This is a genomic window from Rhizobium sp. F40D2 (genome assembly GCF_051810745.2).
Taxonomy (GTDB): domain Bacteria; phylum Pseudomonadota; class Alphaproteobacteria; order Rhizobiales; family Rhizobiaceae; genus Rhizobium.
Genome location: NZ_CM131436.1, coordinates 3,675,808 through 3,698,868, shown reverse-complemented (window position 1 = coordinate 3,698,868; position 23,061 = coordinate 3,675,808). Strand labels below are relative to the sequence as shown.

Genomic DNA, 23,061 nt, shown 5'->3' with positions numbered 1-23,061 from the left:
AATGGGCAGGCCCGGTCTCGATTTTCCGGGCTTCGGCGTCGGTCTGGTCATTCTGCGCGACGCCAAAATTCTTCTTTATAAACGCGTGCGCCCACCGGAAGCCGGCTACTGGAATATCGTCGGCGGCAAGGTCGATCATATGGAACCGGCCGAGCAAGCCGCGCGCCGCGAGGCCGAGGAAGAAACCGGCCTGAAGATCGGCCGGATCGAGCGGATCGCCGTGACCGAACAGATCATCGATACCGACCGCCAGCACTGGATTTCACTTCTCTATCTCGCCCGCGACGTCGACGGCGAGCCGCAACTGACCGAACCGGACAAGCTTTCCGATTTCGGCTGGTTTCCGCTCACGGATTTGCCGGAACCGCTCTCGGCCTTCACCAAGGCGGCGATAGCAGCCCTGCCCTCAGCCGAATCAAGTCAGCTATCGGCCCTCAGCGACGCCTCATAGGCAAGCCGCACCCACTTCGCCATCAGATCGGGATCGTCATAAGCCTCATCGGGGATAGACCAGTAGGGCATCTTCACCGGTTTGCCCTTCTTGCCCTCGTAGCTCCATTGCGTGGCGCCGGCGGCGGCAAATTCCGGGGCGCTTGTCTCATCGGCCTTCAAAAGCATCTCGTCGCGCACTTCGAGCGCGATGATGCGCCCGAGATGATAGATGCCCTTGCCGCCGAACATGCGCTTGACCGTGACCGGGCCGAGCCCCTGAAACATTTCCTCGATGCCGGCATTGTCCATTCGCTATTCCCTCGAGATCCATCATAGCGCGTGATAATCCCGGTTCATATAGATGAGCGCCGGATGCTTTTCGCTGAAACGCACAGCCGCGACCTCGCCGAAGATGACATTGTGCGTCGGCATTTCCTTGATGTCGGTCACTCGGCAATCGAAAGCAGCCAGCGCATCGGCCATCACAGGCGCGCCGGTGACCAGCGTCTCGAAACGGGCGCTTGCGAAACGCTCGCTATCGGCAAGCGCCGTCCGTCCGGAAAAGGCGTCGGCAATGCCCTGATGATGAGCGCCGAGCGTGTTCAGCACGAAGACGCCGCTGCGGAAAAAGATCTCGTTCTTCGGATTGTTGTTGTTGAGGCAAATCAGCACCGAGGCCGGATTGTCCGAGACCGAGCAGGCGGCGGTGATGGTGACGCCGCGGCGCAACTCGCCCATCGCCGTCGTCACGAGCTGCACATGGCCCGCATAACGGCTCATGGCGTCTCGATAAAGGCCGGGGTCGATATGCTGCCTGTTCAACACCTGCTTCTCCCGTACGCGCTTTGATCCATGGTTCGACTTGTTATCGCGCCAATATGGCGAGCATCGGTTACCTTTTCTACAATAGGACCGGTGAAAAGCACTGCTTCACGCGTGTTTTTCTTTGACGATCGCAGCCTTGCGGATAAAAGGGCATGGACGATGGCTAGGGGATCTCCGCCTTTCATGATCAACCTGCGTGGCATAGCAGCCTGTCTGGTGCTGCTGGGAGCGGCGGCGCAAGGCCATGCGGCCGGCGTGACGATCGGCGTCGTCGCCCCTCAGAACGGTGCACTCGCTTTGCTTGGCGCTCAGATTGCCGCCGGCGCCGGTTTCGAAATCCAGCAATCCGGAAACACCCTCGTCGCCATCAACGAGACCTGCGAGGACAATAGCGGAGCTGCGGTTGCCGATGCGCTGGTCGCTGCCAAGGTGCAGGTCGCGGTCGGCTTTCTCTGCAGCGAGACGCTGGAAGGCGCGCTGCCGAAGATGAAAGACGCGGGCATTCCCGCGATGACCATCTCGGCGCGCTCCCGCATCCTGATGGAGGATGCGCTGAAGAACGGCTGGCCGCTCTTTCGTCTGGCACCCGCCGAGGGCGCCGAAGCGGCAAAGATCAACGAAGTGATCCTGAAGGACTGGGCCGCCGATCCGATCGCGCTGATCGAGGACGGCACCATCCATGGCCGCGAACTGACCGAAGCGGTGCGCAACGCGCTGGAACAGAACGGCCTGAAGCCGGTCTTTACCGATATTTACCGGCCGGGACAGGAGCAGCAGATTGCCCTGGTCCGCCGCCTGAAACGCGCCGGCGCAACCAGGGTCTTCGTCGGCGGCGACCGCAACGATGTCGCCGTCATCGCCCGCGATGCCAAGGCGGAAAACATTCCGCTTTCCATCCTGGGCGGCGATGCCATGCGCGCTGCCGACCAGCCGCTGCCGCTTGACCCCGGCGTGCGCGCCGTCGCCCTGCCGGAATATGCCGTTCTGCCGGAAGGCACGGCGGCAGCCGAGGCGCTCAGCGCCAAAGGCATCGAGCCGGAAGGCTATGTCCTGCCGTCGCTCGCGGCAGCGCTAATCGCCGGCCAAGCGGCGGAAGCCGCGGCCGCAGCGGGCAAGCCGCTGGAGGAGACGCTTGTCGGCACGACATTCCAGACGCCGGTCGGCGCCATCGCCTTTACTGCCGCGCACGAACTTGCCCAAAATCCCTACCGCCTGCTCGAATGGCGGGGCAATGGCTTTTTTCCACCTGGTGCGCCGACGCAATAAGCGGCGGCCGCCAGTCTTGAAATCGGGCGCCGCGCTCAAACGGCGGCCCACAGGGAGTAAAACTTGATGACGCTGCCCATTCGCATTGCCCCCTCGATCCTCGCGGCGGATTTCGCCAGGCTCGGCGAGGAGGTGCGCAACGTCACGACCGCCGGCGCCGACTGGATCCATCTCGACGTGATGGACGGGCACTTCGTGCCGAACATCTCCTTCGGTCCCGATGTCATCAGATCGCTGCGCTCCTACACCACCGCCACCTTCGACTGCCACCTAATGATCTCGCCGGTCGACGACTATCTCGAAGCCTTCGCCAAGGCCGGCTGCGACCGCATCACCGTCCATGCGGAAGCGGGGCCGCATCTGCACCGCTCGCTGCAGACCATCCGCAATCTCGGCAAGAAGGTCGGGGTGACGCTCAATCCTGCCACACCGCTGAGCGTCATTGAAAACGTGCTCGACGATGTCGATCTCATCCTGATCATGTCGGTCAACCCCGGCTTTGGCGGGCAGAAGTTCATTCCGGCGATGGCTGCCAAGATCGCGGCCGCGAAGTCGCTGATCGGTGACCGGCCGATCGAACTCGAAGTCGATGGCGGCGTCACGGTGGAAACGGTGCCGGCAATCGCGCGCGCCGGCGGAAATGTCCTCGTCGCCGGCTCGGCGATTTTCAAAGGCGCGACGGTCGAGGATTACCGCCGGACCATCGCCGATCTGCGTCAGGCAGCCGAAGGGGCACGATCATGATGAAGCGTCTACTCATCGGCGGCATGCTTGCCGCCGCATTGCCCGGTCTGTCACTGGCAGGCGACATCGCCAATATTCAGCCGATCGGCTTTTCCGCCGATGGCAAGGTGTTCGGATTTCAGGAATTCGGCATCAAGGAGGAAGCCGGCGCCCCCTACTCCAACACCTATTTCATCGATACCGAAAACGGCCGGTATCTCGAGGGCACGCCCTTCCGCACGGAGATGACTGAGAAGGACGCTAATCTTTCCAAGGCGCGGCGGCAGAACCTGACGGCGGCGCGCAGCCAGATGGACAAATACGATCTGCTCACAAATCCGGGCCTGATAGCCGCCTTCAATCCGCCGACCGAACTCGGTTCTCCCGCAAAGACCATTCGCTACACCACGCTTGCGACCGATGGCCCGGCGAAATCGCCCTATACGCTGTCGCTCGGTGAGATACCGGTGCCGACGCCGAAGGATTGCGCAGCAGTCGACAAGCGGGTGCTCGGCTTCAGCCTGCAGATGATCGAGAAACAAGGTGCTCCGAACCGCCAGGCGGCGCGGCAAGCGACGACGGTTCCGGCCGAGCGCGCCTGTTCTGTGGAATACCGGATCGGCGGCGCGGTGGTCTATCAGCCGGAGGCCGGAAACCAGGTTCACATCGCCCTTGTCCTGGCTTTCGACGCGGACAGGAACGGACGCTGGATCGCCGTTCCGGTTCATCCCTGAAGCCGGATCGCCCAAGGATGGATGGCCCGAGCCCGGATCGCCCCAGGACGGATCGCTCTAAGACAGATCGCCCGAAGATGGATCGTCTCAGAGCCGCGCAGCCGCCCTACCCCGATCTGATTGCCGGCGCATTGTTCTGGGGCACGCAGATGCTCGCCTCCGCCATGCTCGGCCTTTATCTGCGCAACGGACTGCAGACGAGCCGGCTTGCCGAAGTCGCCATGCTCTATTTCGCCGGCGGCCTGTTTGCCTGGCCCTTCGCCCTGCCGGTCGCCCGCTTCTTTGCCTATGACAGGCCGCCGGAAGCGCGGTTTGCCGCCTTCTTCGTGACGCTGACGGCGGCGACGATCGCAATGACCGCCTTCCTCTTCGCCATGGAATACCGGCTCTTCTATTCGCGCTGGCACGCACCTTTCGGCAGCGTCGTCTGGGTTTTTCAGTTCGTCTTCACCAGCATCAGCGCCGTCTACCAGTTCCTGGTGATCGGCCTGCGCCTTTTCCTGCCGCTCGGTCTCGTCTGCCTTGTCGTCAGCAGCTATTATCTTGCCAAACGCATGCGTTGAGATTGCCGCCCGTCTTTGCTACAGGGGCGCTGAAGCAATTCTAGCAAAAGTGCGCAGCGGTTTTGCGTCAGCAATTGCGCAAAGACAAATCGAAGTAAACCTCTCGAAGTGAAGGCAGCCGCCCATGATCCCGCGTTATTCCCGGCCCGAAATGGTCGCCATCTGGTCTCCCGAAACCAAGTTCCGCATCTGGTTCGAGATCGAGGCCCATGCCTGCGACGCGCTGGCCGAACTCGGCGTCATCCCGAAGTCGGCGGCAAAGACGATCTGGGAAAAAGGTGGTGCGGCCACCTTCGACGTCGACCGCATCGACGAGATCGAGGCGGTCACCAAGCATGACGTCATCGCCTTCCTCACCCACCTCGCCGAGATCGTCGGCCCCGATGCACGTTTCGTCCACCAGGGCATGACCTCATCGGACGTGCTCGACACCTGCTTCAACGTCCAGCTGGTGCGCGCCACCGATATCCTGATTGCCGATATCGACCGCCTGCTCGCGGCGCTCAAAATCCGCGCCTTCGAACATAAGGACACCGTCACCATCGGCCGTTCGCACGGCATTCACGCCGAGCCCACCACCTTCGGCGTCAAGCTGGCGCTTGCCTATGCCGAATTCGAGCGCTGCCGCCAGCGCCTCGTCGCCGCCCGCGAGGAAGTCGCGACCTGCGCCATCTCGGGCGCCGTCGGCACCTTCGCCAATATCGATCCGCGCGTCGAGGAACATGTCGCCGAGGCCCTTGGCCTGAAGGCCGAGCCGGTCTCGACCCAGGTCATCCCGCGCGACCGCCACGCTATGTACTTCGCCACCCTCGGCGTCGTCGCCTCGTCGATCGAGCGCCTGGCGACCGAGATCCGCCACCTGCAGCGCACCGAGGTTCTGGAAGCGGAAGAATATTTCTCGCCCGGCCAGAAGGGCTCCTCGGCCATGCCCCACAAGCGCAACCCGGTGCTGACCGAAAACCTCACCGGCCTCGCCCGCATGGTCCGCTCCTACGCCATGCCGGCGATGGAAAACGTCGCCCTCTGGCACGAGCGCGATATCTCCCACTCCTCCGTCGAACGCATGATCGGCCCCGACGCCACCGTGACTCTCGATTTCGCCCTCTCCCGTCTCGCCGGCGTCATCGAAAAGCTGCTGGTCTACCCCGAGAACATGGAGAAGAACCTCAACAAATTCCGTGGCCTCGTCCACTCCCAGCGCGTGCTGTTGGCGCTGACCCAGGCCGGCGCCTCCCGCGAGGATGCCTACCGCCTCGTGCAGCGCAACGCCATGAAGGTCTGGGAACAGGGCAAGGATTTTCTGGAGGAGTTGCTGGCGGATGCGGAAGTGCGGGCCGCCCTGTCCGAAGAGGATATTCGGGAGAAGTTCGATCTGGGCTATCATACCAAACATGTGGATACGATTTTCCGGCGGGTGTTTGGGGCAGCGTGAGAGGTCTGGGGCGCTACTGAGAATGGAAGCGGCGGCCAGGAAGACGTTGCCGTTCATGCTCTGTCGTCGATGAACGTGCAGGCATTTCTGGAGCGACGCTGTGCAGTAGATTAGGGCGACTACTGTGCGATCGGAAAAAATCGGTCATCTGAGATGGTTACCATCATCTCATTGTGGCCAACCTTTCTGCTTCTCAGAAGCCGACAAGTCTCAATGGCTGCTGGCGACCTGACTGCTCCCTTGACGATCTATCCGACGCTTCGCTTCCTGGATTCCAGCGTGATCATCACCACGAAGTAAATGCATGAAACCAGAACCGAAGGCAGGGAAATCACCAACAAAAAGGACAATAATGTCAGCTCCCTCACCGTGATATCCTGGACGCTAATATCCGACAGCAGAAATAGGGCCACCGCAATCAACGCTGAAATTCCAATAAAAACGATGGTGGACCACAAAACTGGCCGTGAATTTATTTCGGCATACTTAACGCGATAGAAAATAAACAATACAAAAACGAATGGCAGCGAAAAGATAAACCTCCAGAACAGCCCAATAAGACCAAACTCGAAGCAAAATGGCAGATGCCCAATCGCCAATCCCACGAAATAGGCCTGAAAAAACAATTCGACCTGGGGCTCCCTGAGGAAGGACTCGCTCATTCTCCCCTCCGAACACGACTCTGGATTTACAGCGCTATGTATGTCTTTTGAAAAAAGCAAAGGGCGAAGACTTTCAAATGCCCGCCTACCGTACGAATCCTATTTAATAATTCAGCTCTTCTCAAGCGGCCGTTGTTTCATCTTCGAGGTTTTGGCGCCCCCGGGGCGCTTCCGCGTCTCCGTCTTTTTCGGCACAGCAGCTTCCGCGGCCTCCGTTGTCTTGCAAGCCTCCGTCTCGCCCCTGCCCTTGGCAGCTTTGGCGACGAGCTGGTCGAGATGCTTCAGCTCCTCCTCGTCGAGATTTTCGATGCCGATGAAGCGGTTCTCGGCGTGGCTCGTCAAGATCATTTCGTTGAGCTTGGCTTGGATCGCCCTGGTGTCGCGCGTCTGGGCGTTTTGCAACACGAAGACCATCAGGAAGGTGATGATCGTCGTGCCGGTGTTGATGACCAACTGCCAGGTTTCCGAATAGTCGAAGAAGGGGCCGAGTGCCGCCCAGATGATGACGGCTGTCAGCGCCAGGATGAAGATGACGGGTTTGCCCGCCCATTCCGAGATCTTGGTTGCGAAGCGGGCGAACAGATGCTTCATCGAAATCCTCCCACAAGCCGGTGCTGAATAACGCGGCGAGAGGTCCCGAGGTTCCGGGAATCGGCGAAGCTTTAACCTCCGGGGATCGCGAGAGTTCGCGATCCCCGGAAACCTTCGATTACGCGGGCTCCCGCGCAATCAGCTTGCGATAGAGATGCCAGGTCGCATGGCCGAGGATGGGAATGACAAGCGCAAGCCCGGCAAAGACCGGGATCGTGCCGATGACAAGCAGTGCAGCGACGATCAGGCCCCAGAGCAGCACCGGCACCGGATTGGCGATCGTCGCGCGGATCGAGGCGACGACGGCGGCCACCGCTCCGACATCGCGGTCGAGCAACAGCGGAAAGGTGATCACGGATATCGCCAGCACGACGAGCGCGAAGACGAAGCCGATCAGGTTACCCCAGATGATCAGCTGCATGCCCTCGGGCGTGCCGAAGACCTGGCGGAAGAAGTCCGCCATGCTGCGCGGAAACACTTCGCCCAGCAGATTGCTGTAGAGCGTCTGCGCCGTCACCAGCCAGACGACGAAAATGCCACAAAGCATCAAGCCGACTGCGACGATCGACGGCAGCGCCGGCGAATGGCGTACCTCGAGCGCATGCGTCCACGAACTGTCGAGGCCGGCTTCGCGCCGGCGGCTGATCTCGTAGAGGCCGATCGCTGCGATCGGGCCGATCAGCACGAAACCTGCCATCAGCGGAAAGACCATCGGCAAAAGGTTGGCGCCCGACGTCCATAACGTCAGGAAGACGCCGGCAATCGGGTACATCAGGCACAGGAACACGTAGTGGGACGGTTTCTCCATGAAATCGTCGTAACCGCGCTTCAGCGCGTCGAAGACGTCGGCGATACCGATGCGATTGACAACGGGTCGCGCGAAACTTTCGCTAGAACCCGTCATGACATGAAATGCCGCCATGGCTTTCTCCTCCTCAGCCGAGACCTGGTCGGCGGCGGACACGCAATCGGCGGGCAAGCCGACACGAAATCCGCAACCGGCACTGGAGCAATATAGCAAACCAAAGCGCCCGTGTCGCTCTCTCCGTTCACATCCCCTCTTGACATCCTGAGCGAGCCTTCTCACATCGGCGGCACTATGAAAGCCTCAGACGCAGATATCCTCATCATCCCCGGCTATACCAATTCCGGCCCGAGCCACTGGCAGAGCCGCTGGGAGGCAAAGCTCAGCACGGCGCGGCGCGTCGAACAGGCCGAATGGACAAAGCCGGTCCGCGAGGACTGGATCGCCCGGATCGCCGAGGAAGTAAACGCCTCGACTCGCCCGGTCATCCTCGTCGCCCATTCGCTCGGCGTGACCTCGGCAATCCACGCCATCCCGCATTTCTGCAAGCCGGTGGCCGGCGCCTTCTTCGTCGCCCCGCCCGATGTCGCCAATCCCGACATCCGCCCGAAGCACCTGATGACCTTCGGCCCCTACCCGCGAGATCCGCTGCCCTTCCCGTCGATCACCGTGGCGAGCCGCAACGATCCGTTCGGCAGCTACGAACATGCCGATGATATCGCCAGCAGCTGGGGCTCCTTCCTCGTCGATGCCGGCGAGGCAGGGCATATCAATGCCGATTCCGGTCACGGTCCCTGGCCCGAGGGCACCATGGTCTTCGCCCAATTCCTCAGCCGGCTCTCTGCCTGATTGAGGAAACCGGCCCTTCTCGATAATTCAGCAAGTGCTTTCTAAGTCTTTCTTAATGGAATGACAGCAAACTGCGACGAGATGAAATAAGCGAGAATGCCCGTGAAGAAAGCCCATCCAGAGGCCGATGATTCCACGGCGGCTGAGGCAGGCGTCGGCAGCGTGGCGGATGACGACCGACCTGGCGGAACGGGAAAGCCGGTGGAACCACGCGCTCGTCGGCTCCGGCCTCGGCGTCTGGGATCACAACTACCGTCTCGGCCGGAAGTATTATTCGCAGACGTGGAAGACCATGCGCGGCATGGCGCCCGACGAGGAGGCCGCCGGCGATTACGATGCTTGGCTGGCCCTCGTCCATCCCGATGATCGCGATTTTGTCGTCCATGCCATCGACCGGCAGAATGCCGGCGATCCGGATTTCCAGATCTTCGAATATCGCGAGCGCCACAGGGACGGCCACTGGATGTGGATCGACTGCCGCGGCGCCTGCGTGGAATGGGACGAAAGCGGCGTGCCGACGCGCATCGTCGGCACGGATACCGATATCACTGCCCGCAAGGAGGCCGAGGATACGCTGTCGCGCCTGTCGCGCCGGCTCGATCTGGCGCTGGAGATTTCCCGCATCGGCGTCTTCGAGGCGGATATCGAGAATGATACCGTCGAATGGGACGAGCGTCTCATCGCCATTTACGGGCTGAAGGGCGTCTCGCGTCCGATCGCCAGCGACGTCTGGGCGAAAAGCCTGCATCCCGACGATCGCGACCGCGTGCTGGGCTTGTCCGATCGCAGCGTCGAAAGCGGCAGTGATTTTCAGCAGGAATACCGCATCATCCGCGGCGACGGCGCCGAGCGCGTCATCCGCGCCCGCTCCGCCTTCTTCGTCGACGGCAACGGCCACCGCAAGCTGATCGGTGCCAATTGGGACGTCACCGAGGAGGTCGCGCTCCGCAACGAACTGCAGCGCGCCAAGGATCTCGCCGAGGCGCACAACCGCGAACTCGAAGTCGCCAAGGAAAGCATCGAGCGCCTGGCGCTGCACGATTATCTCACCAGCCTGCCGAACCGCCGCTATCTCGACAAGATGCTGGACGAGCGCTCAACCGAATGCCGGGCCAAGGGTCTGGGGTTGGCGATCCTGCATATCGATCTCGACCGCTTCAAGCAGATCAACGACACGCTCGGTCACCGGGCCGGCGACGCCATGCTGCAGCATGCCGCAAGCGTGCTCAGAAATTCCGTCCGCGCCGCCGATTTCGTCGCCCGCATCGGCGGCGACGAATTTGTCATCCTCTGCACCGTCGATCCCGCGTCGAAGAAGATCGCCAGCCTTGCCGAACGTATCATTCGCGAATTGCGCAAACCGGTCAGATATGAGGGGCACGACTGCCGTTTCGGGGCCAGCATCGGCATCGCCGTCGACAGCGGGCCAACGCTCGACGCCAAGCAGACGCTGCTCGATGCCGATATCGCGCTCTATCGCGCCAAGGGCCTGGGCCGCAACCGTTTCGAATTTTTCTCCGCGTCCGCCCGCCGCGACGTCATCTCGGCCAAGCACCTCGGCGACGAGATCCTGATCGGTCTCGAGCGCAACGAATTCGTGCCCTTCTATCAGCTGCAATTCGATGCCCGCACGCTTGATGTCGTCGGCGTCGAAACGCTTGCCCGCTGGCAGCACCCGGTGCACGGGCTGCTGACACCAGGCCGTTTCCTCGATATCGCCGAGGATCTCGACGTCGTCTCGACCATCGACGCCCTGATCCTGGAGCGCGCCATCGCCGATCGCCGTGCCTGGATCAAGGACGGGCTGACCGTCCCGAAGATATCGGTCAACGTTTCCGCCCGGCGGCTTGGCGATCCCGATCTCGGCAAAAAGCTCCGCGCCCTGAAGATCCAGCCCGGCACCTTCGCCTTCGAATTGCTGGAATCGATCTCCCTCGACGATTGCGACGAGGCGGTCGCCGCCAACCTGAAAAAGCTGCGCAAGCTCGGCATCGACATCCAGATCGATGATTTCGGTACCGGACATGCCTCGATCGTCAGCCTCCTGCGCTTGAGCCCGAAGACGCTGAAGATCGACCGCGAGCTGATCAGGCTGCTGCCGCAATCGGCCGAGCAGCGCAAACTCGTCGGCTCGATCATCGATATCGGCCGCTCGCTGAACATCCTTGTCATCGCCGAGGGTGTCGAGACTTCAGATCATATCCGCATTCTCGAAGAACTCGACTGCGACACGCTGCAGGGCTACGCCCTCGCCCGGCCGATGCCGGCCATGCAGATCCCCTCCTTCATCCGCGCCGGCAGCTGGCGCCACGGCCAGGTCGCCGCGCGCGCTCTGCAGACGCAGCTTCGCCGCGAGCTTCAAAGCAGATCCGCCAAATAAGGACCTGCATAAGCAGCCCGCCATTTCGCCGTCATTTCACCGTACAGGAAAAGGCGCTAGACTCGTCTTGCGAATTCATTCGATTCTCTTGGCGGTATTCCGTAAAATCTGGAAACCGGGGAAGGAGGGATAGGCGGATTGTGAAACTCACTCTTTTCCTTTAAGGGGACGCCACGAGATCGATCCACTCGCGCTATCCCAAGAGCGCCAACAACAGAGAATGACCACGATGAACCGTCGCCGCCGTATCTACGAGGGCAAGGCAAAGATTCTGTACGAGGGCCCGGAACCGGGCACTTTGATCCAGTTCTTCAAGGACGATGCCACTGCCTTCAACAAGAAGAAACACGAAGTCATCGACGGCAAGGGCGTCCTCAACAACCGCATTTCCGAATATATCTTCAGCCATCTGAACAAGATCGGCATTCCCACGCATTTCATCCGCCGGCTCAACATGCGCGAGCAGTTGATCAAGGAAGTGGAGATGATCCCGCTGGAGATCGTCGTGCGCAACGTCGCCGCCGGTTCGCTTGCCAAGCGTCTGGGGATCGATGAAGGCGTGGTGCTGCCGCGCTCGATCATCGAGTTCTACTACAAGTCAGACGCGCTCGACGATCCGATGGTCTCCGAAGAGCACATCACTGCCTTCGGCTGGGCCAATCCCGCCGAGCTAGACGACATCATGGCGCTTGCCATCCGCGTCAACGACTTCATGACCGGCCTCTTCCTCGGCGTCGGTATCCAGCTCGTCGACTTCAAGATCGAATGCGGCCGCCTCTTCGAAGGCGATCTGATGCGCATCATCCTCGCCGACGAAATCTCACCGGACAGCTGCCGGCTCTGGGATATCGAGACCCACGAGAAGATGGACAAGGATCGTTTCCGCCGCGATCTCGGCGGGCTGCTCGAAGCCTATTCCGAAGTTGCGCGCCGTCTCGGCATCATCAATGAAAACGAGCCTGTGCGCGGCACCGGCCCGGTTCTGGTCAAGTAAGGCAGGAAAGACAAAGTGATCAAGGCTCGTGTCACCGTCACGCTGAAAAACGGCGTTCTCGATCCGCAGGGCAAGGCTATCGAAGGCGCGCTCGGCGCCCTCGGCTTCTCGGGCGTCGGCCACATCAGACAGGGCAAGGTCTTCGACCTGGAACTGGAAAGCACCGACAAGGCCAAGGCCGAGGCCGACCTCAAAGCCATGTGCGAGAAGCTCCTCGCCAACACGGTCATCGAGAACTACGCGATCGCGATCGACTGACGATCACCGACCCGTCGCCCGGCGGACCTTGAGGATTTGGCGTCATGACGCAGGCAAAGCTGGGGACGGAAGTCTCGAAATATATGAGCTATGTTTTGCGTCATGCGCCTGAAGCCGCCGGCTTGACGCTTGATGCCGAAGGCTGGGTATCGTTCGATGAACTCGAAAAGGCGCTGACGTCGAAATACGACGTTTCCCGCGCCGATATTATCGAGATCATCGAAAACAATCCGAAGAAGCGCTTCATCCTTGCCGACAACAGAATTCGCGCCAATCAGGGTCATAGCGTCGACGTCGATCTCGCGTTGAGCCCAGTGGAACCGCCAGCGGTTCTTTATCACGGCACGTCTTCGGCCAACTGGCATTCGATCGAGCGCGAAGGCTTGAAGAAGATGCAGCGCCACCACGTTCATCTGTCGGCGGATATCGACACCGCGAAAATCGTCGCAACGCGCCGCAAGGGTGAATATCTCATCCTGCGTGTGGATGCGGCCCGCATGTTTTCAGAGGGTCATTCTTTCTTTGTCTCCGACAATGGAGTATGGCTCGCCGAAAGCGTTCCAGTTCAATACCTTTCGCCAGCCGCGGGGACCCCATGAAATCAGCCGTCGTTCAACTTCCGGGCCTCAACCGCGACCGCGATATGATCGCCGCCCTGACGAAGATTTCCGGCAAGCCACCTGTGACGATCTGGCAAACGGAAACCGAGATCCCCGATGTCGACCTGATCGTCATCCCCGGCGGCTTCTCCTATGGCGATTACCTGCGCTGCGGCGCGATCGCCGCACGTATGCCGGTCATGCAGGCGATCATCGACAAGGCTGAAAAAGGCGTGAAGGTGCTCGGCGTCTGCAACGGCTTCCAGATCCTCGTCGAGGCCGGCCTGCTGCCTGGCGCGCTGATGCGCAATGCCTCGCTGAAATTCGTCTGCCGCGAGATCAAGCTCGAAGTCGTCAATGCCGAGACGGATTTCACCCGCGCCTACGCGCAAGGCCAGATCATCCGCAGCCCGGTCGCCCATCACGACGGCAATTATTTTGCCGACGAAGCGACACTGGCGGCAATCGAGGGCAATGGACAGGTGGTGTTCCGCTATGCCGAGGGCACCAACCCGAATGGTTCGGTGAACGACATCGCCGCGGTAATGAATAAAAAGGGCAACGTGCTCGGCATGATGCCCCATCCCGAAAACCTGATCGAAGCCGCCCATGGCGGCTCGGACGGCCGCGGCCTGTTCGCCTCGGCGCTCGATGTCATTGCCGCCTGAAATCCTCTCATCCGGATCTGGAGCAAGACCGATGCGCCCTCGCCTTTCCGTGGCAAATGCCGCCCTGCCTGCCGCTCTCGCAGCCATGATCGCGGCCTGCCAGTCCACGCCGGCGCCGACAGGTCCGAACCGCGCCGCGCTGCCGACGATGGAGCGCGTGGCGCTTGGCGCCAATGCCTGCTGGTTCAAGTCGGGCGATCCGGCTTTTGCCGCCTATAAGCTTGCGCCGGAGCTCAATTCCTTCTCCGGCCGGCCGCGCATCCTGCTCGTCCACAAAGGCAGCCCGGAAAGCCGGCCTCTGCTCGTTGTGCAGGCCGAGGGAAGCCCGTCGCATGTCCAGGCCTTCGGTCCGATGATGTCGGAGCCGATCGCCGGCCGCATCGCCGCCGACGTCAATCGCTGGTCCGGCGGCAGCAAGGCCTGTAGCTGATCGCGGCAATCGCTTCCCGCACCGTCAGTCCCAGAAGAACGACTTGCCGACTTCGCGCGCGGCATCGGACTGCGACACCCCGATATCCTTGAGTTCGCTTGCCGTGAGGTTTCTCAGTGCCCGGCGGCCTTCCCGCTTCTGATGCCAGAGAAGCACCGCCGCCCAGACCCGGCCCAAGCGCGTCGTCACCTCAGCAGGCGCATCGGGAAGGACGATTTGTCTCCTATCCTCGTAGGAGACAATAGGTACAATCGGCATTTTTATCTCAGGCAAGGCAGACATTCCAGGAATCCTCTCGGTTATCCGTTGGAATTGACTCTTAATCTTGACAGAGACAATGTGACAATATAGGCAATTGTCACCATGACAAATTGGCTTCCTGATCTTTCCCGCGGCCCCGGGCCGGTCTATCTCCGGCTTGCCGACAGCATCGAATCCGCTATCTCAAGCGGCGCCCTGCCCGTCGGCAGCAAATTGCCGCCACAACGCAATCTCGCTTACGATATCGGCGTGACAATCGGCACGATCGGCCGCGCCTATGCGCTGGTGCACGAGCGCGGTCTGGTCGCCGGCGAAGTCGGGCGCGGCACTTATGTGCTGAACCGCTCGGAGACGCCGCCCGGCGAGCAGGCCGACCCGTTGACGGTTTCACTCGGCGGCACGCGCCTGCGGGATGCGCCGGCAAACAAGATCCGTTTCGACACAACCGCCGCTCCCGATCTCGGCCAGGGCAAGATCATAGCGGACATCCTTTCCGAAATCGGCGAGGAGCATCTTGCCGAAATCTCCTCCTATTCCCGGAGTTTCCCGGCCAACTGGTTCGAGGCGGGCCGCCGCTGGCTTGCCCGCAGCGGCTGGACGCCGGAAGCCGAAAACATCGTGCCGACACTCGGCGCCCACGCGGCGGCGATCGCCGTCATCGCCGCCGTCTCGGCGCCGGGCGACAAGATCGTCTTCGAGGACCTCACCTACACGCAGGTCAGCCGCAGCGCCCGCCTGCTCGGACGCCGCACGCTGACGGTCGATTCCGATGAAGACGGCGTGATCCCGGAAGATTTCGAGCGGCTCTGCCAACAGCAGCATCCGAAGCTCGCCTTCCTCATGCCGACCATCCACAATCCCACCGTGACGATCATGCCTTATGAACGGCGTGCCGCAATTGCTGCAATCGCCAGGAAGCACGGCGTCTGGCTGATCGAGGACGACCTCTACGGCGGCATGGCCGACGATGACACGCCGCTCATCGCCTCGCTTGCGCCCGATCGCACCTTCCTCGTCAGTGGCCTGTCGAAATCCGTCGCCGCCGGCGTGCGCGGCGGCTGGGTTGCCTGCCCGCCGCATTTTGCCCAACGCATCAGGGTGACGCACAGGATGATCACCGGCGGCCTGCCCTTCATCCTGGCCGAAACCTGCGCGCGTCTCGTCGAAAGCGGCACGGCGCACGAAATCCGCAAGCAGAGCGTCGAAGAACTCTCCAGGCGCGTCCAGCTCGCCCGCGAGCAACTGCAGGGCTTCGATTTCGAATCGCACCCGCACGCACCCTTCCTCTGGCTGAAACTGCCGGAGCCATGGATGTCCGGCACGTTCAAGAACGCCGCTTACCGCGATGGCGTGCTGGTCGATGACGAGGACGAATTCAAGGCGGCGCGCGGCGAGAAAATCTATCACCGCGTTCGCATCGGCTTCTCCTCGCCCAAGTCGGAACCGGAACTCCTCTCCGGCCTGATGATCCTGCGCCGACTGTTGGAAAACGGCGGCTCCGCCTATGACGGTGAAATATGATGTGTTGCAAATAGACGTCATAAAATGGAAAAACCGCCGGGGCCTTTTCGCAGCGCTTTACCGACCAAACCCCCATGCTACCTCTTTGTTATTCCCGCCTGACGCGAATCAAAGGACAGCAAATGAGGGTCGAGTTCGCCAGAATCGCGCTGCGTTTTTTGAGTACGGCATCAATGGCAGCGATAGCCGGCACCTTGGCGGCGGGCTCGGCCAATGCCGGCGATCAGATATTCGATGAACTGCGTTTCGGGCTCTCGACCTCGGTGCAATCCGGCCACTCCAGGGAAGACGGCGTCTTTCCCGAGATCACCGCGCTTTTCGATCCTTTCGGCTACGAGTCTGCCGCCGGCTTGCAGCAGCAGTTGTTGCACCCCCGTGTTCATCTCGGCACCTCGATCGGCCGATCCGGCGAGGCCAGCCAATTCTTCACAGGCTTCACTTGGACGGTCAATTTCAACGAGAAGCTTTTTGCCGAAGCCGGCTTCGGCGGCGTCATCCATACCGGCAATCTCGAAGGCGATGATGACGGTCCCGAACTCGGCTGCCGCGTGCTCTTCCACGAATATGCCGGCGCCGGCTACCGTTTCACCCCGCATTGGAACGTGATGGCCCAGATCGCCCACTCCTCGCATGCCAATCTCTGCGACGGCCCCAACGACGGCATGACACGCGCCGGGCTGCAGATCGGCTACAAGTTCTGACCGATTGCCACTTTGAGAAAAGCTTCTGCCCGCCCTCTGTTGACGGTGGGCTTTTTTCTGTCGCGCGCCGCCGCTACATAAGCTAAAGACAGCGCAAAACGCGCCAGGGACTTTCCGCTCATGACCATTCCAAACACCATCCCGATCACGCCGGAACTCATTGCGGGCCATGGCCTGAAGCCGGACGAGTATCAGCGCATTCTGGATCTGATCGGCCGCGAACCGACTTTTACCGAGCTCGGTATCTTTTCGGCCATGTGGAACGAGCACTGCTCCTACAAATCCTCGAAGAAATGGCTGCGGACGCTGCCGACCAAGGGGCCGCGCGTCATCCAGGGCCCGGGCGAAAATGCCGGCGTGGTCGATATCGATGACGGCGATTGCGTCGTCTTCAAGATGGAAAGCCACAACCATCCCTCCTATATCGAGCCTTACCAGGGGGCTGCGACCGGCGTCGGCGGCATCCTGCGCGACGTCTTCACCATGGGCGCGCGCCCGATCGCCGCGATGAACGCCTTGCGCTTCGGCGAGCCGGATCATCCGAAGACCCGTCACCTCGTCTCCGGCGTCGTCTCCGGCGTCGGCGGCTACGGCAATTCCTTCGGCGTGCCGACGGTCGGCGGCGAAGTAGAGTTCGATGCGCGCTACAACGGCAACATCCTCGTCAACGCGTTTGCCGCTGGCATCGCCAAATCCAACGCCATCTTCCTCTCCGAAGCCAAGGGCGTCGGCCTTCCGGTCGTTTATCTCGGCGCCAAGACCGGCCGCGACGGCGTTGGTGGTGCGACGATGGCCTCGGCCGAATTCGACGAATCGATCGAGGAAAAGCGCCCGACCGTTCAGGTCGGCGACCCCTTCACCGAAAAATGCCTGCTCGAAGCCTGCCTCGAGCTGATGCAGACCGGCGCCGTCATCGCCATCCAGGACATGGGTGCGGCTGGCCTCACCTGCTCGGCCGTCGAAATGGGCGCCAAGGGCGATCTCGGCATCCTGCTCGAACTCGACAAGGTGCCGGTGCGCGAAGAGCGCATGACCGCCTATGAAATGATGCTGTCGGAAAGCCAGGAGCGCATGCTCATGGTGCTGCAGCCGGAAAAGGAACAGGAAGCCAAGGCGATCTTCGTCAAATGGGGCCTCGATTTCGCCATCGTCGGCAAGACCACGGATGACCTGCGCTTCCGCGTCATGCATCAGGGCGAGGAAGTCGCCAACCTGCCGATCAAGGATCTGGGCGACCAGGCGCCGGAATATGATCGGCCCTGGCGCGAGTCCGGCAAACATGCTCCGCTGCCCGCCAATCTCGTCGCTGCTCCTGCAGATTACGGCCAAGCGCTGCTGCAACTCGTCGGCTCCGCCAACCAGTCGAGCCGCCGCTGGGTCTATGAGCAATATGACACGCTGATCCAGGGCAACTCGCTGCAGCTCCCGGGCGGCGATGCCGGTGTCGTGCGCGTCGACGGCCATCCGAGCAAGGCGCTTGCCTTCTCCTCCGACGTGACGCCGCGTTATGTCGAGGCCGATCCCTTCGAAGGCGGCAAGCAGGCGGTCGCCGAATGCTGGCGCAACATCACCGCAACCGGCGCCGAGCCGCTCGCGGCCACCGACAATCTGAACTTCGGCAATCCCGAAAAGCCCGAGATCATGGGTCAGTTCGTCGAGGCGGTGAAGGGCATCGGCGAAGCCTGCCGGGCGCTCGATTTCCCGATCGTCTCGGGCAATGTCTCGCTCTACAACGAGACCAACGGCGTCGCCATCCTGCCGACCCCGACGATTGCGGGCGTCGGCCTGCTGCCGGATTGGCGCAAGATGGCGCGCATCGGCGCCGCCAACGACGGCGACAAGGTGATCATGATCGGCGTCGACGGCAGCCATCTCGGCCAGTCGGTCTATCTGCGCGATGTGCTCGACAGCCGCGAAGGCCCCGCCCCGGAGGTGGATCTGTTTGCCGAGCGCCGCAACGGCGATTTCGTCCGTTCCGTCATCCGCAACGGCCAGGCCACCGCCTGCCACGATATTTCCTCGGGCGGCCTTGCGGTCGCGCTTGCCGAAATGGCCATGGCATCGGACAAGGGTCTGGCGATCGATCTCAGCGAAGGCAAGGGTGCGCCGCATGCGCTGCTCTTCGGTGAGGATCAGGCGCGCTACGTGCTGACGGTCCCGGCCGATGTCGCCGATTTCCTCTGCGCCAATGCCGAAGGTGCGGGCGTTCCCTTCCGCCGTCTCGGCACGGTCGGAGGGACGGCGCTTACCGTCGGCGATCTCATCTCGCTGCCGATTCAGCAATTGCGCGATGCCCATGAATCGTGGTTCCCTGATTTCATGGAAGGCCGCGGCGAACTGGCTGCGGAATGATGCGCAAGGAGTAATGATCATGGCCATGAAACCCGGCGATATCGAAGACATGATCAAGGCTGGGATTCCCGGTGCCAAGGTGACGATTCGCGATCTGGCGGGCGACGGCGATCACTACGCCGCGGAAGTCGTCGCCGAAGCCTTCCGCGGCAAGAGCCGCGTGCAGCAGCACCAGATGGTCTACGAGGCGCTGAAGGGCAATATGGGCGGCGTCCTGCACGCGTTGGCGCTACAGACCTCGGCGCCGGAGTAGAATCTGGTCGCTATGTTGATAAACGATGTTTGGCGCTTGGCCCCGCGCCTGAAGCATTTGTGCACTCCCTGTTGCTGAATCTTGTTTTCGCGATGTCGCAAAACTACGCTTTAATTGGGAGTTTGCTGCACTTTATCTTGGATGTAACCGTCTTGGATATCACCGGCTAAATAGCTTTCCAGCCCATCCAGCAGCGCTCTCCAGCCGTGTTCCCGCCCTTCAGCCCCGTCGCTCGGCGGGATGACGCACAACTGTTCCACATAAGTCAGCTTCGTCCCGCCGCGATGGTCGGAGAACAGCACGGTCGCCAGCGACACCGTATGGATACGACCGTTAAGGGCCATCGAGTAGGCAAACACGATCCTCTTGGATTCCTTGATCTCGAAATAGTAAGTCTGGTTGGTGTGGGTTCCCATGTCCGTGACAAAGCTGCTGCGCTCGGCTCCCCCCTCGCGAAAGTCGCATTCCGCCAGTCCTTCACCGAACCATGCTTTCTTCTTTTCAGGAATCGCCCACGCCGCCCAGACGTGGTCCACGCAATTAGAAAAAACGCGCTCGATAGTAATTAATCTGTGCTCTTGTTCCGTTTTTGTCACTTTACTGCTCCAGATCTAGGAAGTTGCCAAGTCTGTCGAAACGTTCCTCAAGCCGGGCGCGGTGTTGACGGACCCAATGCTCCACCCGCATTAGCGAGTCTGGAACGAGGCTGACTGTCCTGACGCGCCCGGACTTGATTGACGCGATGACGCCTGCGTTTTCGAGTACGCGGAGGTGCTTCAGGAACGAGGGGCCTGCCATATCGAACGGCCGCGACAGATCGGTCACCGAGGCAGGTCCATCTAAGAGCCTTTCGACGACTGCGAGCCGGGTCGGGTCGGACAACGCCCCGAAAATCTTCGGGAAGCTCACTTCATAGGTATCCATATGGCTATATGTACTGGGAGCGAATGGATCGGTCAAGATAGATATCCGTACGGCTACCTTTTTTTGACTGGTACGCTTTGAGCGAGGGATAAGAAGCTTGTTCGCACTTTGTTTGTCGCACGAATTCTAACTTCCGCGACAAACGGCCGGCGCAGCACTTTCCCTTCAATCCCTGTCGCAAAAAAAGCTCGCAAAAGTGGCAGTTTCGCGACAGGGATTTGCGACGGAAGGGATTCTACATTTGAGTTACGGGCCGGCCCCCTCAGTTGGGCATTCGCTTTTGATCGGGGCTGGCAAAGACCGATGCCGGCATCGGCCCTGATGTCAGCAGCGTGAAATCAAACGGCGCCGGCAGATCGGGCCCAAGCACATATTGCCGGTGGACACGCAGCTGATCCTTGCGGATCCTGCGGTAGCGCTCGCGCGTCAGCATCTGCTTGACGCGAATCTGGATCATCTTCGCCGGAGGTGCATCGGCATGGCCGGCAACGGCAACCACCGGCACCTTGTAGAAATTGATCGAATCCGTCAGGCACTGCACGTCGAGCCAGGAAATTTCGGGACAACGGGCGATCAGGCCGACGCGGGCGCGAAGCTGCGCTGCCGATGACAACAGCGCACATTGCAGGATGGCGCTGCCGAGGGTGGCGAACACCACGCGCTTGCCCTTGAAGATCTCCGGCTCCCGTTCGAGCAATATGCCGATGACATGGGCGGCAACGCTCGATCCCATGCTGTGCGAGGAGATCACATGTTCGTCCGCCTGCTCAGCTAGCGCCTTGCGCACGACAGCGGCCCGATCTTCCAGCCAGTCGTTGAAATCGGCCCGGTCCATGCGGCCGAGCGCAACTGCCATTTTCCAATCGGCGAAGAGATGCAGCGTATGAAAGCGTTCGGAAAACGGCAGAAAGGCGAAGATGAAGAAGCAGAGCGCCAACGGCCAACTCCAGAGCATATGCCAGGGAGCAAAGCCGAGACTATAGGGCAAGCTGGCGATCAGCGCCGTCAGCGCGATCGCCAGCGCCGTCAGCAGGAACGGGAAGAGGAAAAACAGGCCGAAGCGCCAGGCGTGGCGGAAATATCCGCGCATGCCGCCATCCAGCATGATCTGGGCGCAACTGCGGAAGCCCGCGATGATCTGGCTCAGCGTATTGCCGCTGCGCAACCGGCTTACCAACACGTCGTGATCGATCATGTGGATCCGGCTCTTCGTCTGCCAGCCCGGGAAACCGGCTGCCGCCGGCGCCGCTTCGCCACGCCCCGTCGTGACCTCAAAACTGAGCGGATCGTTTCCCGCAGCAGGCGCCGCCCCCACCTCAAGCGAATAGCCCCAGACAGCAGCGCTCTGTTTGGCAGAACGCTCGTAGCGCGCCCTGTGGGCTGCGCCGTCGAGCGGCTCGAAGCCGGGGAAATGCACGACGACCCGCGTCTCGACCAGTTTCATTCCACCTTCCAGCCGGGCAAATGACCGGCATGTTGTTGCGATCCGATTGCTCCACCGCAAATATCGGCAAAAAAGCAGCTCCGGTCTCGAAGCCGTCTTGCTAACCGAACTCTTCCGGAATTCAATAGCAGGCATGTCGTTTCCACCACGAACGGAGGGGTTTTGTGGCCGACCTAGTCAAAGAATTGATATCAGGCGTCGTCGACAGCGTGCTGAAGGAAATCCTGAAGAAAACCACCGGCCGCGCCACGACGAAGCGCAAGAAGCGTAAAACGCGCAGTTCGTCGACCGGCTGCAGCGCGCAAGCCAGCCTCGACCGCACGCAAGACGGCTGCGGCGACACGCAAGCCCGCCCGCAAACAGGTCAGCAAACGCCGAACCGCCGCTGGCCGCAGCCGCCAGCGCCGCAGCTAGCGGTTGCCCGGCATCGATCTTGCAGATTTCCCATATCCCGCGCCGGCTCGATGCCGCGGCAACAAAAGCCGGCGCCCGCCTATGCCGATGTCAAACGGATTGTCACGATGGAGCGCGGCACATCTGCCTGCACAAGGTCTTTGGGGGCCCTGACCGATGAAACGCATTCTAAAAATCGTCCTCGCGGCGCTGGTCGCGATCTGTCTTATCGCCGTTGTCGGCATCTACGCCTTGTCGGAGATGCGTCTATCCAGGACCTATGACGTCGCGACCGACGATTTTGCCGTCGAGACGACGCTGCCCGCTGACGAAGCCGAACGGCGCGCCCGCACGCTGATGTGCGGCGGCTGTCATCACGATGCGGGCAACATCCTGCTCGACGAGCCAGGCGTCGGTCGCATCGTCGCGCCGAACCTGACCCGCCTGGTGCCCATGTACAACGATGCAGAACTCGTGCGCCTCATCCGCCAGGGCGTCAAGAAGGACGGCACCGGCGCCGTCATCATGCCGGCTGGCAATTTCGCCAATATCACCGACGACGACATGGCGGCACTCATCGCCTGGCTGCGCAGCCTGAGGCAGCTTCCCGACGCCGTGGCGGGAGGGACGCAATGGGGACCGCTCGGCCGAGTGGGTCTGGCGCTCGACAAGATTCCCTTCGAGGCCGATCTGGTGCCCGCCGGTCTCACCCCCGCCGCCACGCGCCCGGCCGATATCGGTGAATATGCCTTCAGAACCGACTGCAGCCATTGTCACAATCTCGATACGGCAAAGCAGTCCGAAGCTTTTCGCGCCCCGGCGCTGAAGCCCCTAGCGCAATCCTATTCGGCTGCGGATTTCAAGACGCTGCTGCGGACCGGCAAGGGTATCGGAGGCCGTGATCTCGGCGTGATGACGCAGGTTTCGCAATGGGATTTCCGCTATTTCACGGATATCGAAATAGAACAGATTCAGGCCTATCTCACCCGGCAACCGTAACG

Annotated in this window: 26 protein-coding genes and 2 pseudogenes; 19 read left to right on the top strand and 9 right to left on the bottom strand. The window is 61.4% G+C overall.

The window, feature by feature from the left end; genetic code table 11:
* Position 1 precedes the first annotated feature (1 nt).
* A complete protein-coding gene (locus tag ACS4RS_RS17785; RefSeq protein WP_439009909.1) occupies positions 2–451 on the top strand; it encodes an NUDIX domain-containing protein in 450 nt (149 codons plus the stop codon).
* Here the strand turns inward: ACS4RS_RS17785 and ACS4RS_RS17780 are convergent.
* Both ACS4RS_RS17780 and ACS4RS_RS17775 read right to left on the bottom strand, forming a co-directional pair.
* Complete coding sequence (locus tag ACS4RS_RS17780; RefSeq protein ID WP_439009910.1) at positions 421–741, bottom strand: TfoX/Sxy family protein; 321 nt, start codon at positions 739–741, stop codon at positions 421–423. The genes ACS4RS_RS17785 and ACS4RS_RS17780 overlap by 31 nt on opposite strands.
* Positions 742–762: 21 nt before the next feature.
* Positions 763–1,257, bottom strand: coding sequence for a flavin reductase (locus ACS4RS_RS17775; protein WP_439009911.1), 495 nt, complete (start codon positions 1,255–1,257; stop codon positions 763–765).
* A 183-nt stretch (positions 1,258–1,440) separates the two neighbouring features.
* On the opposite strand from ACS4RS_RS17775, the gene ACS4RS_RS17770 reads away from it, so the two are divergent.
* The 5 genes from ACS4RS_RS17770 to purB all read left to right on the top strand — a co-directional run bounded on the left by ACS4RS_RS17770 (position 1,441) and on the right by purB (position 5,975).
* The gene (locus ACS4RS_RS17770) at positions 1,441–2,523 is read left to right on the top strand and encodes an ABC transporter substrate-binding protein (RefSeq protein WP_449313761.1); all 1,083 of its coding nucleotides are present in this window, start codon (positions 1,441–1,443) and stop codon (positions 2,521–2,523) included.
* Between the two features lie 66 nt (positions 2,524–2,589).
* A complete protein-coding gene (gene rpe, locus ACS4RS_RS17765; protein WP_439009912.1) occupies positions 2,590–3,267 on the top strand; it encodes a ribulose-phosphate 3-epimerase in 678 nt (225 codons plus the stop codon).
* Positions 3,264–3,980, top strand: coding sequence for a DUF2259 domain-containing protein (locus ACS4RS_RS17760; RefSeq protein ID WP_439009913.1), 717 nt, complete (start codon positions 3,264–3,266; stop codon positions 3,978–3,980). The genes rpe and ACS4RS_RS17760 overlap by 4 nt, the downstream gene beginning before the upstream one ends.
* 77 nt (positions 3,981–4,057) lie before the next feature.
* Positions 4,058–4,543: a hypothetical protein gene (locus ACS4RS_RS17755; RefSeq protein ID WP_439009914.1), complete on the top strand. Its 486-nt coding sequence runs from the start codon at positions 4,058–4,060 to the stop codon at positions 4,541–4,543.
* 124 nt (positions 4,544–4,667) lie between these two features.
* Entirely contained in the window at positions 4,668–5,975 is a 1,308-nt protein-coding gene (gene purB / locus ACS4RS_RS17750; RefSeq protein WP_439009915.1) for an adenylosuccinate lyase, read from the top strand.
* A gap of 248 nt (positions 5,976–6,223) precedes the next feature.
* Here purB and ACS4RS_RS17745 read toward each other — a convergent pair whose 3' ends face one another.
* The 3 genes from ACS4RS_RS17745 to ACS4RS_RS17735 form a co-directional block, all read right to left on the bottom strand.
* Positions 6,224–6,637: a hypothetical protein gene (locus tag ACS4RS_RS17745; protein ID WP_439009916.1), complete on the bottom strand. Its 414-nt coding sequence runs from the start codon at positions 6,635–6,637 to the stop codon at positions 6,224–6,226.
* Between the two features lie 111 nt (positions 6,638–6,748).
* On the bottom strand, positions 6,749–7,228 hold the full coding sequence (locus tag ACS4RS_RS17740; RefSeq protein WP_439009917.1) for a low affinity iron permease family protein: 480 nt from the start codon (positions 7,226–7,228) through the stop codon (positions 6,749–6,751).
* Between the two features lie 118 nt (positions 7,229–7,346).
* Positions 7,347–8,150 (bottom strand): DUF2189 domain-containing protein, encoded by an 804-nt coding sequence (locus ACS4RS_RS17735; RefSeq protein WP_003586249.1) that lies wholly within the window; start codon positions 8,148–8,150, stop codon positions 7,347–7,349.
* Positions 8,151–8,327: 177 nt separating this feature from the next.
* Between ACS4RS_RS17735 and ACS4RS_RS17730 the strand changes: the two genes are divergently transcribed.
* From ACS4RS_RS17730 to ACS4RS_RS17700, 7 genes and pseudogenes are all read left to right on the top strand, one after another.
* Positions 8,328–8,882 carry an alpha/beta hydrolase gene (locus ACS4RS_RS17730; protein WP_439009918.1) on the top strand — a complete coding sequence of 185 codons (555 nt, stop codon included), beginning with the start codon at positions 8,328–8,330 and terminating at the stop codon, positions 8,880–8,882.
* A gap of 96 nt (positions 8,883–8,978) precedes the next feature.
* A pseudogene (locus tag ACS4RS_RS17725) lies at positions 8,979–11,262 on the top strand (putative bifunctional diguanylate cyclase/phosphodiesterase).
* Positions 11,263–11,491: 229 nt separating this feature from the next.
* On the top strand, positions 11,492–12,256 hold the full coding sequence (gene purC, locus ACS4RS_RS17720; protein WP_003568927.1) for a phosphoribosylaminoimidazolesuccinocarboxamide synthase: 765 nt from the start codon (positions 11,492–11,494) through the stop codon (positions 12,254–12,256).
* Between the two features lie 15 nt (positions 12,257–12,271).
* A complete protein-coding gene (purS, locus tag ACS4RS_RS17715) occupies positions 12,272–12,514 on the top strand; it encodes a phosphoribosylformylglycinamidine synthase subunit PurS (protein WP_003568928.1) in 243 nt (80 codons plus the stop codon).
* Between the two features lie 44 nt (positions 12,515–12,558).
* On the top strand, positions 12,559–13,113 hold the full coding sequence (locus tag ACS4RS_RS17710; RefSeq protein WP_439009920.1) for an RNA 2'-phosphotransferase: 555 nt from the start codon (positions 12,559–12,561) through the stop codon (positions 13,111–13,113).
* The gene (purQ, locus tag ACS4RS_RS17705) at positions 13,110–13,781 is read left to right on the top strand and encodes a phosphoribosylformylglycinamidine synthase subunit PurQ (RefSeq protein WP_439009921.1); all 672 of its coding nucleotides are present in this window, start codon (positions 13,110–13,112) and stop codon (positions 13,779–13,781) included. The genes ACS4RS_RS17710 and purQ overlap by 4 nt, the downstream gene beginning before the upstream one ends.
* A 31-nt stretch (positions 13,782–13,812) precedes the next feature.
* Positions 13,813–14,211: a hypothetical protein gene (locus ACS4RS_RS17700; protein ID WP_439009922.1), complete on the top strand. Its 399-nt coding sequence runs from the start codon at positions 13,813–13,815 to the stop codon at positions 14,209–14,211.
* A 24-nt stretch (positions 14,212–14,235) separates the two neighbouring features.
* Here the strand turns inward: ACS4RS_RS17700 and ACS4RS_RS17695 are convergent, their stop codons facing one another.
* A complete protein-coding gene (locus ACS4RS_RS17695) occupies positions 14,236–14,493 on the bottom strand; it encodes a DUF1127 domain-containing protein (protein ID WP_439009923.1) in 258 nt (85 codons plus the stop codon).
* Between the two features lie 81 nt (positions 14,494–14,574).
* On the opposite strand from ACS4RS_RS17695, the gene ACS4RS_RS17690 reads away from it, so the two are divergent.
* The 4 genes from ACS4RS_RS17690 to ACS4RS_RS17675 all read left to right on the top strand — a co-directional run bounded on the left by ACS4RS_RS17690 (position 14,575) and on the right by ACS4RS_RS17675 (position 19,299).
* On the top strand, positions 14,575–15,993 hold the full coding sequence (locus tag ACS4RS_RS17690; RefSeq protein WP_449313760.1) for an aminotransferase-like domain-containing protein: 1,419 nt from the start codon (positions 14,575–14,577) through the stop codon (positions 15,991–15,993).
* A 122-nt stretch (positions 15,994–16,115) separates the two neighbouring features.
* Positions 16,116–16,694: an acyloxyacyl hydrolase gene (locus ACS4RS_RS17685; protein WP_439009925.1), complete on the top strand. Its 579-nt coding sequence runs from the start codon at positions 16,116–16,118 to the stop codon at positions 16,692–16,694.
* A 120-nt stretch (positions 16,695–16,814) separates the two neighbouring features.
* The gene (gene purL, locus ACS4RS_RS17680) at positions 16,815–19,046 is read left to right on the top strand and encodes a phosphoribosylformylglycinamidine synthase subunit PurL (RefSeq protein ID WP_439009926.1); all 2,232 of its coding nucleotides are present in this window, start codon (positions 16,815–16,817) and stop codon (positions 19,044–19,046) included.
* Between the two features lie 19 nt (positions 19,047–19,065).
* Positions 19,066–19,299, top strand: coding sequence for a BolA/IbaG family iron-sulfur metabolism protein (locus tag ACS4RS_RS17675; RefSeq protein WP_003540079.1), 234 nt, complete (start codon positions 19,066–19,068; stop codon positions 19,297–19,299).
* Between the two features lie 110 nt (positions 19,300–19,409).
* Here the strand turns inward: ACS4RS_RS17675 and ACS4RS_RS17670 are convergent, their stop codons facing one another.
* The 3 genes from ACS4RS_RS17670 to ACS4RS_RS17660 form a co-directional block, all read right to left on the bottom strand.
* A complete protein-coding gene (locus ACS4RS_RS17670) occupies positions 19,410–19,895 on the bottom strand; it encodes an SRPBCC domain-containing protein (protein WP_439009927.1) in 486 nt (161 codons plus the stop codon).
* Position 19,896: 1 nt separating this feature from the next.
* Positions 19,897–20,259, bottom strand: a complete 363-nt coding sequence (locus ACS4RS_RS17665) for a metalloregulator ArsR/SmtB family transcription factor (protein ID WP_439009928.1) — start codon at positions 20,257–20,259, stop codon at positions 19,897–19,899.
* 226 nt (positions 20,260–20,485) lie between these two features.
* Positions 20,486–21,667 carry a hypothetical protein gene (locus ACS4RS_RS17660; RefSeq protein ID WP_439009929.1) on the bottom strand — a complete coding sequence of 394 codons (1,182 nt, stop codon included), beginning with the start codon at positions 21,665–21,667 and terminating at the stop codon, positions 20,486–20,488.
* A 164-nt stretch (positions 21,668–21,831) separates the two neighbouring features.
* Here ACS4RS_RS17660 and ACS4RS_RS17655 point away from each other — a divergent pair.
* Positions 21,832–22,081 (top strand): annotated as a pseudogene (locus ACS4RS_RS17655) (hypothetical protein).
* A gap of 156 nt (positions 22,082–22,237) precedes the next feature.
* A complete protein-coding gene (locus tag ACS4RS_RS17650) occupies positions 22,238–23,059 on the top strand; it encodes a c-type cytochrome (RefSeq protein WP_439009931.1) in 822 nt (273 codons plus the stop codon).
* Positions 23,060–23,061: the final 2 nt, after the last annotated feature.

Excerpts from the sequence above, each read along its gene's own strand:
- ACS4RS_RS17695 (WP_439009923.1), bottom strand. The coding sequence starts at position 14,493 with ATGTCTGCCTTGCCTGAGATAAAAATGCCGATTGTACCTATTGTCTCC.
- ACS4RS_RS17780 (WP_439009910.1), bottom strand. The coding sequence starts at position 741 with ATGGACAATGCCGGCATCGAGGAAATGTTTCAGGGGCTCGGCCCGGTC.
- ACS4RS_RS17650 (WP_439009931.1), top strand. The coding sequence starts at position 22,238 with ATGAAACGCATTCTAAAAATCGTCCTCGCGGCGCTGGTCGCGATCTGT.
- ACS4RS_RS17745 (WP_439009916.1), bottom strand. The coding sequence starts at position 6,637 with ATGAGCGAGTCCTTCCTCAGGGAGCCCCAGGTCGAATTGTTTTTTCAG.
- ACS4RS_RS17675 (WP_003540079.1), top strand. The coding sequence starts at position 19,066 with ATGGCCATGAAACCCGGCGATATCGAAGACATGATCAAGGCTGGGATT.
- purL (WP_439009926.1), top strand. The coding sequence starts at position 16,815 with ATGACCATTCCAAACACCATCCCGATCACGCCGGAACTCATTGCGGGC.
- ACS4RS_RS17685 (WP_439009925.1), top strand. The coding sequence starts at position 16,116 with ATGAGGGTCGAGTTCGCCAGAATCGCGCTGCGTTTTTTGAGTACGGCA.
- ACS4RS_RS17770 (WP_449313761.1), top strand. The coding sequence starts at position 1,441 with ATGATCAACCTGCGTGGCATAGCAGCCTGTCTGGTGCTGCTGGGAGCG.
- ACS4RS_RS17735 (WP_003586249.1), bottom strand. The coding sequence starts at position 8,150 with ATGGCGGCATTTCATGTCATGACGGGTTCTAGCGAAAGTTTCGCGCGA.
- ACS4RS_RS17740 (WP_439009917.1), bottom strand. The coding sequence starts at position 7,228 with ATGAAGCATCTGTTCGCCCGCTTCGCAACCAAGATCTCGGAATGGGCG.
- rpe (WP_439009912.1), top strand. The coding sequence starts at position 2,590 with ATGACGCTGCCCATTCGCATTGCCCCCTCGATCCTCGCGGCGGATTTC.
- ACS4RS_RS17660 (WP_439009929.1), bottom strand. The coding sequence starts at position 21,667 with ATGAAACTGGTCGAGACGCGGGTCGTCGTGCATTTCCCCGGCTTCGAG.
- purQ (WP_439009921.1), top strand. The coding sequence starts at position 13,110 with ATGAAATCAGCCGTCGTTCAACTTCCGGGCCTCAACCGCGACCGCGAT.
- ACS4RS_RS17730 (WP_439009918.1), top strand. The coding sequence starts at position 8,328 with ATGAAAGCCTCAGACGCAGATATCCTCATCATCCCCGGCTATACCAAT.
- ACS4RS_RS17690 (WP_449313760.1), top strand. The coding sequence starts at position 14,575 with ATGACAAATTGGCTTCCTGATCTTTCCCGCGGCCCCGGGCCGGTCTAT.
- ACS4RS_RS17760 (WP_439009913.1), top strand. The coding sequence starts at position 3,264 with ATGATGAAGCGTCTACTCATCGGCGGCATGCTTGCCGCCGCATTGCCC.
- ACS4RS_RS17700 (WP_439009922.1), top strand. The coding sequence starts at position 13,813 with ATGCGCCCTCGCCTTTCCGTGGCAAATGCCGCCCTGCCTGCCGCTCTC.
- ACS4RS_RS17755 (WP_439009914.1), top strand. The coding sequence starts at position 4,058 with ATGGATCGTCTCAGAGCCGCGCAGCCGCCCTACCCCGATCTGATTGCC.
- ACS4RS_RS17785 (WP_439009909.1), top strand. The coding sequence starts at position 2 with ATGGGCAGGCCCGGTCTCGATTTTCCGGGCTTCGGCGTCGGTCTGGTC.
- purB (WP_439009915.1), top strand. The coding sequence starts at position 4,668 with ATGATCCCGCGTTATTCCCGGCCCGAAATGGTCGCCATCTGGTCTCCC.
- purC (WP_003568927.1), top strand. The coding sequence starts at position 11,492 with ATGAACCGTCGCCGCCGTATCTACGAGGGCAAGGCAAAGATTCTGTAC.
- ACS4RS_RS17710 (WP_439009920.1), top strand. The coding sequence starts at position 12,559 with ATGACGCAGGCAAAGCTGGGGACGGAAGTCTCGAAATATATGAGCTAT.